Raw genomic sequence first — 16,244 nt, 5'->3', positions numbered from 1 at the left:
TCGGCTCGCATCGCTCAGGCGAACGGGCCTCGAGTGTGGCGTCTCCACGACGTGTCCCCACCCGAGCCGCACTTACCGAAAGACGCCCGACCGCGAGATCTTTCGCGACCCACAGTCGGTCACCCACCGGCCCACGCTCGCGCGGAGCTGCGGTTCGTGGCGGTCGCAGCGCACCGAAGCGGACAATTAGCCCAGGGGGTTGCTTTCCGATGCCGAGGAAGTAAAAGTGAGCTATGACATCAGGACCAGGCGAAGCCGCGACACGGCTGCTGGACAGAGTTCTGGATCGGTACGGCACCCTCGAAGAGTTCCTGGCCCGCCTCCGCGACGACCCTCGCGCAGAGACAATCGTCCTGCCCGCACTCGACGCCGAAGGCCGTCCACGCCGGAATCATCCGCGACACAGGCAGTGACGCAACCGGCGCACCTGGCCTGACCACCCGATGGAACGACGGGTGGTCGGCTTGTTGAACCGGCCGTATCGCGGGCTTTCGGTATCGTTGGCCGACGGATAACAGCACAACAACCTCGTCGACGTTCTCCGACCGCGTCGAAGCCGGAGAAGCGATCCTTACGCAATCTCTACACCCACTCGCAAGTCGACGCCGACGCAGTTGTGCGACTGTTCGAGTGCCTGCCATGCTGCGAGACATGTGGACATCGACGTGACTCCGGTCGGCCCACTTCCGCCCCTGCCCGCCGACATGGGCAGCTGATCTTCGAAACGGTCGACTCCGATGGTTCACAAGATAATTCCCACCGGTACAACAGCGGTGGGAGCGAGGCCGCCTCGCGGCATCAGCTCGATGGTCGCGGGCGCGCAGTTGCGGTCCCGGCGCCGCCGAGTCGTCGCGGTGGTGCCCAAACCCACCGTGCCGACCACGCGGGCGATCGTCGACTGCGCCGCCTACGTCGACGGTGCGCGGCTCCCGGACCGGCCTACCCCAGCCTCCGCGATAGCCGAGATCCGCACCCGCGGTAGAGGTTTCGTGTGGATCGGACTGTTCGAACCCGACAAGCATCAGATGGGTGAGATCGCTGACGTTTTCGGGCTACACCCCCTCGCGGTCGAAGACGCCGTCAACGCCCACCAACGCCCCAAGCTCGAACGCTACGACACCACCCTGGTCACCGCGATGCGCACCGTCGCCTACGTCGAGCACGACATGCACATCGTCAGCGAGATCGTGCAAACCGGCGAGATCATGGTCTTCACCGGCCCCGACTTCGTCGTCGCGGTCCGCCACGGCGAACACACCGGACTCACCCGGGTCCGTCACCGGCTCGAAGCCGACCCCGACCGCCTCGCCCTCGGACCCGGAGCTGTGCTGCACGCGATCACCGACCATGTCGTCGAGTCCTATCACGACGTCACCTCGGCGGTCGAGTACGACGTCGAGTCCATGGAAGAGGAACTGTTCACCCCACGCACCACGATCCCGATCGAGGCGATCTACCAGCTCAAACGCGAAATCGTGGAACTGCGCCGCGCGGTGCGCCCGCTCGCCGGTCCGCTGCAGACCCTCGCAAGCCCGCAGACGACGCTACCCAAGGAAGTCCGCCGCTACCTTCGCGATGTCGCCGACCACCACAGCGGCATCGCCGAACGCATCAACGACCTCGACGAAACCTTGACCACGCTCGTCGGCGCGGCGGTCGCCAAGATCGCCGTCCAGCAGAGCACCGATATGCGCAAGATCTCAGCATTCGTCGCGATCCTCGCCGTGCCCACCATGATCGCCGGCATCTACGGCATGAACTTCGACTACATGCCCGAGCTGAAACAGGCGTGGGGCTACCCCGCGGTCTTGGCCACCATGGCCACCACCTGCACGACACTGATCGTGGTGTTCCGCCGAATCAACTGGCTCTGAACAACCTTCGCGATGCTCCCTGGCCTCATCGAGGATGTCCTATCCCCCTTGGCTTTTGGACATCCTCGATCGAACCCGTGCCAGTATGGCCACTCAGCTCGGCGTGGGTGCGGACTCGCGGGAAACCAGGTCGGCCTTCCACTCCCGGAAGCCCTCCTCGGTCCGGCCGCGACGCCAGTAGCCCGAGATCGAGGCGGCCCATTCAGCGGGGACTTCCCGTTCTCTGCGAACGTAGCGGCGCAGATCATGCATGACGGCGTTCGCTTCGCCGTGGATGAACACCTGCACCTGACCGTCACGCCAGGCCGCGGCACGCACAGCCTCGGCCAGCGCTTCCCCCGGTGGGCGGTCGCCGCGGTGGATCCAGGTCAGCTCGACGCCCGCCGGCTTGTCGACGGGGAGTTCGTCGTCAGGGCCGGACACCTCGACGAAGGCGACACCCACGGTCGTGGCGGGCATCGACTCGAGTGCGGCCGCGATCGCGGGCAGCGCGGAGTCGTCACCGGCCAGCAGATGCCAGTCGGCGTCGGCGCGTGGGGCATAGGCGCCGCCGGGGCCGTAGACGTCGATGGTGGTGCCGGGGGCGGCTTGCGCTGCCCACGGTCCCGCGATGCCTTCGTCACCGTGGTACACGAAATCTATCGCGACCTGCTCGCTGGATCGGTCGATCGTGCGCAGGGTGTAGGTGCGCAGCACCTCGACGCCGTCCAGTGGGAAGATGAGTTTGACGTAGGAGTCGGTGGACGCGCCGGGCGCGAGACCCGCGGCGCTGAAGTGAACGCGCACCATGTGCGGGGACAGCTGTTCGGTACGCAGCACCGTCAAAGTCGTACGGGGGCGAGCCAAGGGAACCTCCGAAGATCGATAGTTAGGATTACCTAATAATTGTACGTCCATTTGCTCTGGAGTGGCGTCTTGCGCGAGGAACGCGATGTCATGCCCCCTCGGGACAGGCTTCGACCACTCGACGCCTGCCGCGGCCGCAGCGACTGATCGTGTTCGGCACCGCGCCCTTCGAGCGCGCCGATCAGCGTCGCGGTGACCCGCACACGGTCGTCGCTCATGACCGGCAATGGTGCGGTCGCCGCCTGCGCACTGATCTGCTGGATCCTGTTGCAGCTATCGGTATTACGAGAATTCAGCTGGGTCCACCCGGTATGCGTGATCATCGCCCCGCACGAGCAATACGGTGATCTTTCGACCGACAGTGCAGCCGATGATGGGAACAAAGACCCACACCGACACGAGAAGGAGGCACCGATGCTCACGGTGTTCTTGGTCGACGACCACGAGATCGTCCGGCGCGGTGTCGGCGACCTGATCGCGCTCGAGCCAGACCTCGAGGTGATCGGTGAGGCAGGTTCGTGTTCACAGGCCCTCGCACGGATCCCTGCCCTACGCCCCGATGTCGTGGTGCTCGATATCCGGCTACCCGACGGCAACGGCATCGAGCTGTGCCGTGAGCTGCTCTCGACCGAACCCGACCTGCGCTGCTTGATCCTGACCTCGTTCACCGACGAGCAGGCCATGCTCGACGCGATCCTCGCGGGCGCGAGCGGTTACGTCGTCAAAGACATCAGGAGCCTGGAACTGATCAGCGCCGTGCGCGAGGTGGGCGAGGGTAAGTCACTGCTCGACAACCGCGCCGCCGCCGCCCTGATGGCCAAGTTGCGCTCGGAGGCCGCCGAGAAGACCGGTCCACTGGCCTTGCTGACCGTGCGGGAACGCACCCTGCTGTCGCTCTTGGGCGAGGGACTGACGAATCGCGAGATCGCCGCACGCCTGTTCCTCGCCGAGAAGACCGTCAAGAACTACGTCTCCAGACTGCTGACCAAGCTGGGCGTCGAGCGCCGGACCCAAGCGGCGGTCATCGCCGCCGACCTGCGTCGCGAACAGCGCGGATGACGATCGTCGCCACCCACGACGGCGTGGAAGAATGGCGCCCCATGGAGAACACGTCGGGGGCACGTGGTCGGCTTCCGGTGACCGAAACCCTGTCCCAGCTGCGATTGCGAGAACTGCTCGCCGAGGTGCAGGACAGGATCACCCAGATCGTCGATGTGCGCGACCGGATGGACCGGTTGATGGAAGCCATGCTCGTGGTTACCGCGGGGCTGGATCTGGACAACACCCTGCGCACCATCGTGCACACCGCGATCGAACTCGTCGATGCCGGCTACGGCGCGCTCGGCGTCCGGGAAACCGACAAGACAAGCAATCAGCTCTCCGAATTCGTCCACGAGGGCATCGATGACCGCGCCCGGGTGCTCATCGGCGATCTGCCCCGCGGGCACGGGGTGCTCGGCGTGCTCATCGCGGACCCGAAACCCATTCGGTTGTCCAATCTTTCCGATCATCTATCGTCTGTCGGCTTCCCCGCCAACCACCCGCCGATGCGGACGTTCCTCGGGGTGCCGGTCAAGGTGCGCGACGAGGTGTTCGGCAACCTGTATCTGACCGAGAAGGCAGGCGGTCTGGAATTCACCGAAGACGACGAAGTCGTCGTGCAAGCGCTCGCCGCCGCGGCGGGCATCGCGATCGAGAACGCTCGCCTCTACGAAGAATCGCGTGTACGCCAGCAGTGGCTCGAGGCCATCCGCGACGTGGCCACCGAACTCCTGGCCGGTAGTCCGACCGATCACGTACTCGGCCTCGTCGCCGAACGCGGACATACCCTCACCGGCTCGGCGTGCACGTTCCTGGCACTGCCCGAAGACCCCGATGTCCCCCGGGACGAGATCACCGAGCTGGTCGTGGTCGCCGCCGCCGGCGTGGACGCCGACAGCCTGATCGGCAAGCACATCCCACTCGAGGATTCGCACTCCGCCGAGGCGTTCCGGTCCGGGCACACCGTTGCCGCCGATTCGCCCGCCCACAACCCGCTCTTCGAATCGGCCGAGGATTTCGGTCCGGTCCTGACCCTGCCACTGCGCGCGAACGGGCTCGTCACCGGCGTCTTGACCTCGGTGTTTCCCGCCGGCGCGGCACAGGTCAGCGCGGTGGACCAGGCGCTGATGACTACCTATGCCGATCAGGCGGCGGTCGCGCTCCAGCTGGCCGACACCCAACGTCGGATGCGCGAACTCGACGTCTACGCCGACCGCGACCGGATCGCCCGCGGCCTGCACGATCACGTCATCCAACGGCTCTTCGCGGTCGGGCTATCGCTGCAGGGCACGATGCAGCGGGCCAGATCAACCGAAGTGCGAGGCCGTCTCGACGAGACCATCGATGACATCCAGGCCATCGTTCAGGACATTCGCTTTTCGATCTTCGACCTTCAGAGCAACACCGCCACCGACTCCTCGACCTACCGAAAACGCCTGCACGACATCATCACCGATATGACCGACGAGACGGGCCTGCGCACCACCGTGCGGCTGGCCGGACCGGTCACGGTACTCGAGCCGCCACTGTCCGACCACGTCGAAGCCGTTCTGCGCGAGGCCGTCAGCAACGTCGTACGGCACGCGAAGGCGAGCACCGTCGGGGTGGAACTCATCGTGCGCGACGAGGTCTCGATCGAGGTCACCGACGACGGGGCAGGCATCGATCCTGAGACCTCCCGCCGCAGCGGTCTGGCCAACCTGGCCGCCCGCGCCGCGCAGATGGATGGCACGTTCGTCATCGCACCACAGGCGCAGGGCGGCACCAAGATGCGCTGGACGGCACCGCTGGACTGAGTCGTCGGGCTCACCACCGGGGATCGAGACCGACACTGCGACCGCGCTCACAACCCGCCGTCGCACGGTCCTCGGTTCCGATCAGCATCGAACGCGGTCCGATGGGACGGCACTGCGCCACAATTGATTTCGGCGGAGTTGCGCCCTCCGGGTGACCGGTGCGAGAGGCGCCGGACGGTCGGGCGCTGCCACGTGGCGAGCATATCCCCGCCGGTTCCGCAGCTTCCCGAGTACTCCTTTTGGAGGGACCTTCTACTCTATTTGCCCATCGGTAACTGTGATGAGGTTGGGCCCGTCAAACGCTCCACCCCGCGGAATGTGAGGTGTTCAGGTGATGATTGCCCCGCGAGTCACTCGCGCTCGACATAGGAACGAAGCCATCGTCCATGGCCCCTCCGTTCACGAGAAGCCGATTACTGCGAGCCGATCCTGCCCGAGACACAAACTCGGGAGCACAGGTGAGATTTGCTGCTGCCCCGATGATTCCGAGGACGCACTTCAGTGGAATCCCAGGCCGGGGGGTGTGGGATCGTCCGTTTCGGCCGGGTCGCCGCACACCGAGTTCTACGTCATCGCCCGCCTGGATATCGGCGACAGTGCGGCCGACATCTACAGAAGAACCTTCGACGTCCCGGTGTGCAGTCGTCACACGGCTGATTGGGCGTGGTCGTTGCCGGCACAGCCGGGCGCGGCGGCGGACCTGGACGGGCTCGATCACCTGCTGGCCGCCGCCGGGTACCAGCGCTCGAGCGATTGGCGCATGCGCATCACGACCAGTGGCGCCGTGCGCTACTTCGCCGATGCGACCACTCCGTCCCGAATCCGCGGGCGCACCGGATAACTCACCGCGCCGAAGCGTTCCAGCCTGGTGTGGGCTCACCACTGCCTTCCCTCCGCGCCGTGCCGTGCTCGCGGACATGGCACCGACCGAAGACAGGACATCCGATGAACAAACAGATCTCGAAACCGGCTGGTGCGCACTGGTTCACCCGCACCCCAGCAGATATCGGATTCGCCCATCGGCGTAAGCGTCGACGTACGGTCGTCAAGACCGCTATCGGCTACGTGCGTACCGACCTGGCCGGTCCGAGCCGACCGCGATACGAAACGCTGATCCGCACCACCGCAGTAGATCTCGGCTACGAGCTGCTCGGGACCCTGGTGCTCGCCGCGACTCCGCTGACCCGCCTGCAGTTCCTCGCCACCGAGCTCGCCGCCGATGTGGTGTTGTGTCCCACGTTCGAGCACCTCGAGGGCCAGGTGCCGACCGGGCTGCTGACCGTCACCGACGTGATCGTCCTCGACCCGTTCACCACTTACAGCCGACGGAATCCACAGCTCCTGGTCTGAGCAATCAGGGCCGGTCCCGAGGTAGCCGCACCGGCCTGCATAGTTGCGGTCGCAAATCCCAGTGTTGCCCCGCTGATCGTAGGCCTGGCGTTAGGCCACGAAAGGCCTTCGACGAACAGTCGCGAGTCCTCCTCGGTGCAGCGTGTTCCGAACATGTTCTGGCGCGATGCTTTCAGCTTGTAAGAACGCATTGATGGCGATCGTGTGAGTACGGCGCGATGCCGCCGCACGCCCGACCTCGACCCAGTAACGAGTACAGAGGATGTCCTCGTCGTCCACGGCCTCTACAGCACACCCACGAACGCATGCTGAGAACACCGAACCCCGAGTCATGACCGAAGCTGACGCAGGTCGCTAGCCTCGATGTCATGACTCCCGAATCTCGTGTGTGGGCGATGACCACGACGGTGCCGACCGAGCAGGACGCGCACTCGATCGCGGAAAGCGTGGTCGGAGAACGTCTGGCCGCTGGTGCCGAGATCGTCAAGCAGGACAGCGTGTTTTGGCATCTTGGGAAAGTCGGCACCGGCCCGGAGTGGCGGTTGACCTTCCGTGTCGCCGCGGCCGGTCGGGACCATCTCGCCGAGCGCATCGCGGAGCTGCATCCGTGGAGTCGGCCCGAGATCAGCGCGACCCCGGTTCCCTGGACGACCGAGAAATACGCCCAGTGGGTCGAAAGCCCCACAGTATCGTAGGAATAGGGCCCCGCTCTGCGGTCAGTTCGGTCCCGGCCCGTACCTTGGGGCACTTGAATTGGGCATAGTCCATGCAGGGACTTAGTTTGGTCCGAGCAAATTTCACCGGCAATCCGGCAACTACGATGGAGAGTCTTGAAACACGGGCCTTTTCCTCCAGAGCCACCGGCGGCGCTGACCGACGCCGATGCGATCAGGAGCAATGACTGGTCAGCGTTTTCAGCGCTGACCCACATGGAGGATCATTTCACCGTCAAACCGTGGCCCGGCGGGTTCTCCGCGTACTACTGGTATTTGACGTTCGAGGACGCCGAGCTGATTTCCTCGGCTCGACAATGCCAGCAGAGCTTGAGTTCATTCGGCCTACATCCCGTCTCGCTGTCGTCGCTTCACATGACGCTGTGCCCGGTTGGTGCCGCCGATTCGATCAGCGACGCCGCCATCGAGGTAGTCACCTCCAGCGCCGCCGAAGCGCTTGAACACGTCGATAGCTTCGACATCGAGGTCGGGCCTCTAGCCGGCTCCTCGGGAGCGGTCCGCTTCTCGGTGACGCCCTGGTCCTCGATCTGGCAGCTCGCCACGATTCTGCGTTCTCACTCTGGGAACGCCGCTGCGGGCACCGCGCCAAAACCTCTCTCCCACTTCCGCCCCCACATCGGGATCGCCTACAGCAATCGGCATCAAGAGATCGCGCCCATCATCGAGCGAGTCTCACAGTTACGCAACATCGTTCCTGTCCCGATCGCGGTCACTCAGGTCAAGCTCGTCCGCCTTTGGCGATCCCAGGATTCCTACGAATGGGACGACGTCGCCACTATCGCCCTTCGATAGTGGCGAGCGCCCTCGGAGACAACGCTCGCCGAGGATGTCCAGTCCTCGAGCTCGCTCAGGTAGGTGCCAACAGCGCGACGATCGATCGTATCGACGACGTCGGCGAGTTCGTGGGCACGCTGCCAGACCGAGCGGATCGGTTGGCCGTGAGAGGTTGCCAGCGCTTGCCGTGCCAGTGACATCGCGTGTTCGGCGTCAGGGTCCTTCTGCTTGACCAGGGCTGTTGCGACGACTGGTTGAACCTAGGACCTACACCGCTTTCCGATTCGCGAACAGGTTGGCCGACAACGGGATCGCGCAATCCATGGGCTCGGTCGGTGACAGCATGGGCAAGGGAACAGTGCTAACGATCCTTCGGGAAGGTGGCGCAAGTATCCGCAACCCGAGGCTGAGTGAGGAGCAGACCACCGAGGCGGCCCGTCTCTACGAGACAGGCCAGTCGCTCGCGCGGATCGGTGAGCGACTGGGGGCTGACTCCACGACAGTTCGCCGGGCGCTCCTCAAGAGGAACATCCGGATGCGGGATACCCACGGACGAGAACAGTAGTTGGGGCAGAGGTCGACCTGCAGCCCTACGCCACCCGAATCGTCGGCGATGAGCTAAATATCGTTAGAGTCTTCCTCGGTCGCGTCAGAGCAACATATAGATTTCTAGCGTCATTTATTGAATCAGCATTTGTAATTATGGCATGGTCATATTCCAGACCCTTAATCAAGAGGGTTCGCGACGCCACGCGCCTGTGAGTATCCCGGCCGGAATACCGCCGACGATCTCGGATGATGCTTAGACTGTCGCACAGCGGACGAGAATCGTCTGCAGAGGTCGCCCGAATCGCTGCAGTAATATCGCGCCACGACTCATGACTATAGAGTTTTGCCTCACCACATGACTCAATCGATTCCATAGCCGAGGCCAGTCTCGCAAGCGTTGAATCTGATTGCACGGACCGAATCGCTGCCATCACTTTGGTTAGAGCTGGACGCTTCAGTCCATCGATCGACTTACCAGTCTCAAGCCTATTCACAACCGTGGCGTTGATGTCAGCGAGCCCGGAGAAACAAGCTTTCGCCAGTTGCACTAGCCAAATCGGCCACTTGTCGCTCGCCATCGCGTCAAGCTTCTTCAACTCGTCCTGCATAAAGCGGCCATTAAGGTCTTCCATGACGCTATACGATCCGCCGAGGCGTCCAGCAAAGCGCGCACTACCTTGCCGCCACTTATCGATTACCACCACTGACTCATCTGGATTCCGAAAACGGTAAGCCGTTCTAACTGCCTCATTGAAATCAGTCCGCTGCCAGGACAAACCAGAAATTCGCGTGGCACTAAGATCGAGAGTCCCGCCTGGAACCAACTGGCTGCGAATACCGAGAAGCCAATTACCTAGCTCATCGTTGTGACCTCGCCAACGCCAAGGAGCATGCTCCTGTGCACACAACGGGAAGCGAGGAAACACGTCGTCAGCCCAACTAACTAGCTGCTCACCTTTAAAGCCAAATATTCCCTGTAGCCTATCACCGAATATTGCAGTATTCTCGATCGAATCGGCAATCGATAGCATAAACTCATGTTGCCGGACGCTACAATCCTGATACTCATCGACTAGAAAATATCGAAAGCTCGCTGCATGCATGCGCTTGATGGCACTCGATTGAGACACGGCAATTGCAGCGTTCAAATAGGACTGCGAGTCCTCCCAATCTGGAGAAGATGGGACTCTAAGACCTGCAAGCTTCGGATAGTGGCGGACTAATTCGAACGCCCATCCAGTAATAGTGTCTATATGGAAAGCTCCTGGAGCTATGCCAAATTTTTTCAACCGCTTGCGTAACGCACTAACACCTGCGTTCGTATGAGTCAAGATGAGGGTGCGATGCCCCAGCTCAGTAGCAAGGGCAGTCACACCTGCCACCAATTGCGTTTTCCCAGTGCCCGCAGGCATTTCAAGAGCACATGGCATAGCATCCAGGATATGTGCAGCCTTGGTTCGCAAATCAGAATCCACTACGCCTCCGACGTCTTGCCAGCCGTAGACGAGCCGGTGGTGTAAATCGCCTGCCTCAGCTCCTCAAGCACCTTGGCAAACTGAGAACCAGTGAGAAATTCAGGATTCGCAATCACCCAACTAGCCAACTTCTTACCATAATCAATACCCTTGAACCACTTACGCTTGATGGCAGATTTGCAGATGAGACTTCGAGCTTCCTCGATCGTCATGGCCCCGGACTCGACCCAGCGACCAACGTCTAGATCCTCCAGTTTGCCGTTCTCCCAAAAGCTATCAATGTCTTGGCATACCGTGGCTCGACCCGATCGAGTATCTACCGCCAACTCAATTAACGAGCTAAGTCCAGCGGCATCTAGCGTCTCCATCAGTTGATTCTCAGTGGCATTACCAAGGCTCCAACGTACAACTTCACATCCAAGGGACGCGGCGTCTTGAATCTCCTTGTCCGCCCCCCGATCGTCGTTATCTATGAATAGTACGACTTCATATCCGAGCTCGATTAAAGACTGAGCCCGCTGCGCCGCCTGAACCCCACCAACGCCGTCCGCGACCGCAACACCTAGCGCAGACGAGGACGGTGCACCGCCTACTGCCTGCTTTGAATTCCAGTCGTCGAGCAATCCAAGGAGCAATCCATACTCCGTCCTTCCCTCCGCAAGTACAACTTTACGAGCGAGGAAGGCCGAGGGTCGACTCCGCAGCAAAGCCTGAATAGCCGGGTAGTCACGCAACATTTTTATTTTGACGTCACCATAGCTGCTGCGGATAACTGCAAAATCTTCCGCATTTAGCTGCTCCACGGCCACCGGCGAATGTGTTGTAACGAAAGCCTGCGCAGCGGATGAAGAATTACGCAACCTTCCTAGAAGATGAACGAGGCGGTGAGGCTCCAGCCCGTACTCAACTTCATCGATCATCAGGACTGTCTTTGCATAGTAGGCAAGCTGCTGCGTCGAGATACCAGCAAGCCGACGACTACCGAGGCCGAAATTTGTCAACGGCACCTTACCCTCAAATAGCGAGAGCAGGCCGCCCGATGAGGGTACGGAAGTGTCCAATCCCGGCTGCAAGTCAACAAAGCTGCCGCTACCCATTTCGTGCAGCTTGGCTTGGATCGAGTCAGTCAACTCTCTCAACTCAGGCGACAATGCCCCCGCGACAGCGACTCGCGAAGCGCGTGCGGCAGCAGCAAGCGTTCCTGACGTTCCATGCTTTGCCTCTGTCATGCGTGCCAGCGCAGATGACTTGGACCATCGCAGGTGGTTATCAATTCGCTCGTCAACTTTAAAGGCGGCCAACTTGCCCCGAATTCCGCTACCGACGCGAGTAAAGGGTTCCTTACCTCCCTCGCGGTATGCACTCCAATGAGGCTCTAGATCAGCGTCAATCTTCAGCTGAATAACAATGCAGACCTCCGCCCCTGCTTCGGGGTCGTGCAATAGGCATCCGTCATCAGCTATACCGCTAAGCTCCAACCCAAGTGCTTGGTGCGTAATAATATCGTCTGACAACTCGGTCAGGGCAACGCGAATTACTATCGGCTCCTCGATATTTGCATCAAAGAAATCCGTGTCCGATAAAGACAACGACCACCGCTCACAAAGGGCGAGGTACACTGCTTCAAGAATAGAAGACTTAGCGCTGTCGCCTGGTCCGATCATGCAGATGAAGTTCTGATCTTTGGGTATTACCCACGTCAGGTTCTTAATCCCTCGATAATTCTTAATATCAACTCGGCGAATAAACACTGGGAAAGCCTGCCTCCAATTTTTCAATTATCTCACAGTCGACCCGAAAATAGTACATCTCCGACCAGTCAAACAACAATGCTATATGGAACTGACAGACCGGCCCATCGGTAGGTTCCGGCAGCGTACGGCAATGAAGCAATGGATACGCACAGACACGCCGAGAATCCGCCTTATGACGCCAAAAAGCCTCCGATCGGCAGGCAACTAGTAAGCCTAAGCAATCTATTGCTGGTCATCGACTCCCGGAGCAGCCCTTCCGATGGGTTATCGCCAGTGGGGTCGCTACCACTCAGATCGCTTGACGAACGTCCGGGCGTCTTGTCGTATGGATCTGTGCCCACTTCCAGCACCACACCCTTCCGTACCCTCGACGGCCTCCATCTCGAAGGAACGATCGTCACGCCAGATGCACCCGTTACGTCAGCAGCACTGCTCGTACACGGCGGCGGTGTCACCCGAGAGGAGGGTGGCTTCTTCACGCGGCTGGCAGCCGGGTTGGCCGAAGCAGGCGTCGCCTCGCTCCGATACGACCTCCGTGGCCACGGTGCGAGCGAGGGACGCCCCGAGGAATCGTCACTTGCCGCTCACCTCAACGACATACAGGTTGCCCGGCAGCACCTGGCCGAAGCGACCGGCGTCAGCACGATCGGCCTGATCGGAACGAGTTTCGGCGGTGGCCTGACCGCCTACTACGCCGCCAAACGGCCAGACGATGTACCCCGACTGGTACTGCTGAATCCCCAGCTCAACTACAAGTCCCGCTACATCGACCAAAAACCGTACTGGTCAAGCGATTTCCTAAACGACGATGTCGCCGCACAGCTCACCGAGCAGGGATACATCAACCACTCGGCCACTGTGAAGCACAGCCGGGCGTTCCTGAACGAGGTGTTTTGGATCAGGCCGGACGAGGTGATCGGCGAGATCGCCGCCCCGACGCTGCTCGTTCACGGCACCAAGGACACCTTTTCGCCGATCGAGACATCGCGACGGGCAGCCAGCCAGCTCAGGGTCGAACACAAGCTTGTGGAGATCGACGGGGCACAACACGGCTTTGCGGTCGACAACGACCCGGAGTACCTCGACCCGCAAACCCAGCAGTGGCAGACCTTCGTCATGGAGACAGTACGGAACTGGGTGACCGTCTCGATGTAGCAGCATCCTCAGACAGCGCGCCCAACAGTGCTCGTGGCCCCGGCCGGCTATGCCATCGGCTGAGACTGTCGACGACTCGGGAAAGTTCGCGTTTCGTACGGCCGGACTGGGTTTCGACAGCACACGCCATTGCGAGCAATCCCTCGTCTGCCGCCTGGTCCGGTTCGCCGCACAACGCCAAAGCACCGGCATGACGTGCCCGGAAATAGCCCTCGTCCCTGCCGGACAGGTGTCCGGCGGTAAGCACCCCGCCGTAGAGTTCAGCAGCCCGCGCTGGTTTGCCCGCCTCGACGTAGCAACTCGCCGTCCGCAGCAGATGTGTCTGTTCGTTGTATCCAGCGGTCAGAGAGTCATTTTCGTCGCTTCCATCCTCGGTGAGGATAGCGGTGGCGTCGTCAAGCTTTCGTTCGACGACGCTCAAGGATTCCCCGAGCATGGCGAGCCCGCGGGCTTCTTGCTGGATCACTTCGGCACGCACCTTGACGGGCAGCTGCCACGGCCCCTGGTGTGCCGCTTGCGCGAGCGTGAGCATCCGAACGCCGTCACGTTCTTCGTAGGCCATCTGCGATTTGCGCAGCAGCACATAGCCTTGCATCGGCAGGTTCCCTGCCTCCTGTGCCATATCCACCGCCCGGTCGTACCAGTATCCGGCGGGGGTCGGGCGACGCATATCCCGGTACAACCAGCCACAGAATTCCGCACCGTCAGCGCCAAGGGACAAGAGCGAACGGCGCACGTTTGGCCTGACATCTTTGCCGTGCTGTCGGATCGCTCCCAACAGACCGAGCGTCAGGGACAGGGCAGCAGCGGGCCCTTGTGCGCGGTCGTCGGCCTTGCATCTCATCAGCGTGTCGGCAAAGAACTCCACAATTGAGCCGTCGAAGTACCGATAGGCATCCTCGAAAGCCAGTGCCGCATGCTCGAACCTGCTGTCACCGGCCGGGATTCGCGGCTTCATGCCGTCAGTCATTAGCCAGCGGGCAAGTTGCAAGTCTGCTTCGCCCTCGGAATCTTGGTGGTCGCTCCTGATTGCCGGTTCGTCGCCACCCCGACTTGGCACCTTGAACCAGAGCAAGTCAGCCGGAATCTGCAACGTCTCCGCCCACCTGGTGAGCTTGGAGAGCTGTTCTGGCGCAGGGCCTTTCTCGACGCGAGACAACTGCGCCTGGGTCAGGCCGAGCCAACTGGCCACACGCTCCTGGGGCAGAGAACGAGCGTGGTGGGGATGGGTGCGGAAAGCGAAGATGACGCGCCCCATGTGCCACGTCGCGAGGGCATCACGCATGAGATCGGCCTGCCAGAACGAGGGTGGCACGTCGGGCGGCTGCCGCAGATTGTCTCGGAAGGTGCCTTCGCATGAAGCACAGAAACTGCCGGTGTTGTAGCGGTTGAGCCGACTGCCACACCGCGAACAGTACCGCTGTGTTACCCCCGCCATGAGCCGCTCCTCGGTGCTGTTTGCGTTCCGTTCGCCCTGGTCAGCGCACGGTATCACCCCTTGACAGACTGGTCTATACATTCCATACATACCGCGAAAACATAGGTTTACCTGCGAATTTCGGCGTCATGACGCGGGATTCGCACCGGTCGCCAATGACGTATATGCATCGCGCGTATGGCGCGCACCCAGAAACGGATATACCCCCGTGCGCCGTGATCGGAAAACGTTAGTGGTGGCATCCGGCACCGGGATGACGTCGCGCGCCCCTCACGCGGCGCACCGACCGCCCAACGGTGCGGCGCTCCGGTGGCCATTGAGCCCCCGGTGCCGGATGCCACTCATCTAGCCGCTGGACTGGGAGATGCCCGTGACACGCCCTTCACTTGCCATGTATCAGCTGATCGCCCTGTGCGACAGCACCGCTCACGTTGCGCCGACGCTGCCGTTCAGCGTTGGGCAGTCACATGAGGTGATGCGCCTGCATGTGGCATGCCGGGCAAAGCACTGCGCGCGAAAGGCATCGGCGCTCCAGGTGCTCGTCGACGCCGGCCGGATCGTGCCGTCGACCAACCGGCCTCGGTAAGAGCTCCTATCAGGTTCGATTGCTGAGTCGTCGCCAGCAGATCAGTGCAGCGGCGAGGTCGAGGAATCCCTGGTGGATGTCGGTGCGCCGTTCCCAACGGGATCGCCAAACGCCGGTACTGGTGCAGCAAGGCCAGTGTTTGCTCAACGATCCAGCGGCCGGCGGTCACCTTGTCGCGGGTGCCGCAGCGTGGGATGTAGCCAGTGATCCGCCGACGTCCGAGTTCGTCGTAGACCCGCGGGTAGTCGTAGCCCTTGTCTGCGATCAGGGTCGTGATCTTCTCGCGTGGTCGGCCTGGGCGTCCTCGCAACGGCCGTACTCGGTCGAGCAGTTCTGTCAGCACGAGGTGGTCGTTGACGTTGGCCGCGGATTGCACGATCGCGAGTGGTAGTCCGTTGCCGCAGGTCAGGATGTGGTGTTTCGCTCCGGTTTTGCGGCGGTCGACCGGGCTGGGGCCGGTGTCGGCGCCCCTTTTTTGGCCCGTACGTGCGAGCCGTCGGGGATGACGCGGTCGAAATCGACCAGTCCCGCCCGGTGACAGTGAGCGAGGATCGTGGTGTGCATGGCCTCGAACACCCCGGCGGTTTGCCAGTCGCGTAACCGCCGCCAGCAGGTCATGCCGGACCCGAATCCCAGTTCCGGGGGTAGGTCCTCCCACCCGATGCCGGTGATCAGCACGAACAGGATCCCTTGCAGGACAAGCCGATCGTTCATCCGTGCTGGTCCCGGTGTTCCCGGCGCCTTGACCGGTAGTAGCGGTTCGATCACTGCCCAGAGCTGGTCGTCCACGATCCACGGCGCTGCCACGACGAAACATCCTGCACTACAACAGGACTCATCGCTACCTACCAGAACCTGTTAGGAGCTCTAAT

13 protein-coding genes and 1 pseudogene are annotated in these 16,244 nt (G+C 61.9%); 8 read left to right on the top strand and 6 right to left on the bottom strand.

What is annotated here, in order from left to right:
* The first annotated feature begins 806 nt into the window (after positions 1–806).
* Complete coding sequence (locus NA12_RS00070; RefSeq protein WP_067444330.1) at positions 807–1,874, top strand: magnesium and cobalt transport protein CorA; 1,068 nt, start codon at positions 807–809, stop codon at positions 1,872–1,874.
* 93 nt (positions 1,875–1,967) lie between these two features.
* On the opposite strand, the gene NA12_RS00065 is transcribed toward NA12_RS00070, so the two are convergent.
* Together NA12_RS00065 and NA12_RS00060 are read right to left on the bottom strand one after the other, a co-directional pair.
* Positions 1,968–2,720, bottom strand: coding sequence for a siderophore-interacting protein (locus tag NA12_RS00065; protein WP_067444327.1), 753 nt, complete (start codon positions 2,718–2,720; stop codon positions 1,968–1,970).
* Between the two features lie 32 nt (positions 2,721–2,752).
* Positions 2,753–2,938 (bottom strand): hypothetical protein, encoded by a 186-nt coding sequence (locus NA12_RS00060; RefSeq protein WP_067444324.1) that lies wholly within the window; start codon positions 2,936–2,938, stop codon positions 2,753–2,755.
* 196 nt (positions 2,939–3,134) lie between these two features.
* Here NA12_RS00060 and NA12_RS00055 point away from each other — a divergent pair, with 196 nt between their 5' ends.
* From NA12_RS00055 to NA12_RS00030, 6 genes are all read left to right on the top strand, one after another.
* A complete protein-coding gene (locus NA12_RS00055; RefSeq protein WP_067445168.1) occupies positions 3,135–3,779 on the top strand; it encodes a response regulator in 645 nt (214 codons plus the stop codon).
* A gap of 41 nt (positions 3,780–3,820) precedes the next feature.
* A complete protein-coding gene (locus NA12_RS00050; RefSeq protein WP_067445166.1) occupies positions 3,821–5,557 on the top strand; it encodes a sensor histidine kinase in 1,737 nt (578 codons plus the stop codon).
* A 523-nt stretch (positions 5,558–6,080) separates the two neighbouring features.
* Positions 6,081–6,398, top strand: coding sequence for a hypothetical protein (locus NA12_RS00045; RefSeq protein ID WP_067444321.1), 318 nt, complete (start codon positions 6,081–6,083; stop codon positions 6,396–6,398).
* A gap of 104 nt (positions 6,399–6,502) precedes the next feature.
* Positions 6,503–6,907: a hypothetical protein gene (locus NA12_RS00040; protein ID WP_067444318.1), complete on the top strand. Its 405-nt coding sequence runs from the start codon at positions 6,503–6,505 to the stop codon at positions 6,905–6,907.
* 368 nt (positions 6,908–7,275) lie between these two features.
* On the top strand, positions 7,276–7,602 hold the full coding sequence (gene cutA / locus NA12_RS00035; protein ID WP_084472236.1) for a divalent-cation tolerance protein CutA: 327 nt from the start codon (positions 7,276–7,278) through the stop codon (positions 7,600–7,602).
* A 135-nt stretch (positions 7,603–7,737) separates the two neighbouring features.
* Positions 7,738–8,433 (top strand): 2'-5' RNA ligase family protein, encoded by a 696-nt coding sequence (locus NA12_RS00030; protein ID WP_067444311.1) that lies wholly within the window; start codon positions 7,738–7,740, stop codon positions 8,431–8,433.
* Between the two features lie 572 nt (positions 8,434–9,005).
* On the opposite strand, the gene NA12_RS32895 is transcribed toward NA12_RS00030, so the two are convergent.
* Entirely contained in the window at positions 9,006–10,439 is a 1,434-nt protein-coding gene (locus tag NA12_RS32895; protein WP_132369810.1) for a UvrD-helicase domain-containing protein, read from the bottom strand.
* The gene (locus tag NA12_RS32890) at positions 10,439–12,190 is read right to left on the bottom strand and encodes an ATP-dependent nuclease (RefSeq protein WP_132369809.1); all 1,752 of its coding nucleotides are present in this window, start codon (positions 12,188–12,190) and stop codon (positions 10,439–10,441) included. The genes NA12_RS32895 and NA12_RS32890 overlap by 1 nt, the downstream gene beginning before the upstream one ends.
* A 336-nt stretch (positions 12,191–12,526) precedes the next feature.
* On the opposite strand from NA12_RS32890, the gene NA12_RS00015 reads away from it, so the two are divergent.
* A complete protein-coding gene (locus tag NA12_RS00015) occupies positions 12,527–13,348 on the top strand; it encodes an alpha/beta hydrolase (RefSeq protein ID WP_067444305.1) in 822 nt (273 codons plus the stop codon).
* Here NA12_RS00015 and NA12_RS00010 read toward each other — a convergent pair.
* Positions 13,308–14,786, bottom strand: coding sequence for a helix-turn-helix domain-containing protein (locus NA12_RS00010; RefSeq protein ID WP_174551034.1), 1,479 nt, complete (start codon positions 14,784–14,786; stop codon positions 13,308–13,310). The two genes, NA12_RS00015 and NA12_RS00010, sit on opposite strands and share 41 nt — an antisense overlap.
* Positions 14,787–15,381: 595 nt before the next feature.
* A pseudogene (locus NA12_RS32885) lies at positions 15,382–16,179 on the bottom strand (IS5 family transposase).
* Positions 16,180–16,244 lie beyond the last annotated feature (65 nt).

Origin of the sequence: Nocardia alba NBRC 108234, from assembly GCF_001612665.1 — a bacterium.
Lineage (GTDB): Bacteria > Actinomycetota > Actinomycetes > Mycobacteriales > Mycobacteriaceae > Nocardia > Nocardia alba.
This window is presented reverse-complemented; position numbering and strand designations above follow the sequence as displayed.

Coding starts and splice junctions, on each gene's coding strand:
- NA12_RS00070 (WP_067444330.1), top strand. CDS start 807: ATGGTCGCGGGCGCGCAGTTGCGGTCCCGGCGCCGCCGAGTCGTCGCG.
- NA12_RS00060 (WP_067444324.1), bottom strand. CDS start 2,938: ATGAGCGACGACCGTGTGCGGGTCACCGCGACGCTGATCGGCGCGCTC.
- NA12_RS00055 (WP_067445168.1), top strand. CDS start 3,135: ATGCTCACGGTGTTCTTGGTCGACGACCACGAGATCGTCCGGCGCGGT.
- NA12_RS00050 (WP_067445166.1), top strand. CDS start 3,821: ATGGAGAACACGTCGGGGGCACGTGGTCGGCTTCCGGTGACCGAAACC.
- NA12_RS00040 (WP_067444318.1), top strand. CDS start 6,503: ATGAACAAACAGATCTCGAAACCGGCTGGTGCGCACTGGTTCACCCGC.
- cutA (WP_084472236.1), top strand. CDS start 7,276: ATGACTCCCGAATCTCGTGTGTGGGCGATGACCACGACGGTGCCGACC.
- NA12_RS00010 (WP_174551034.1), bottom strand. CDS start 14,786: ATGGCGGGGGTAACACAGCGGTACTGTTCGCGGTGTGGCAGTCGGCTC.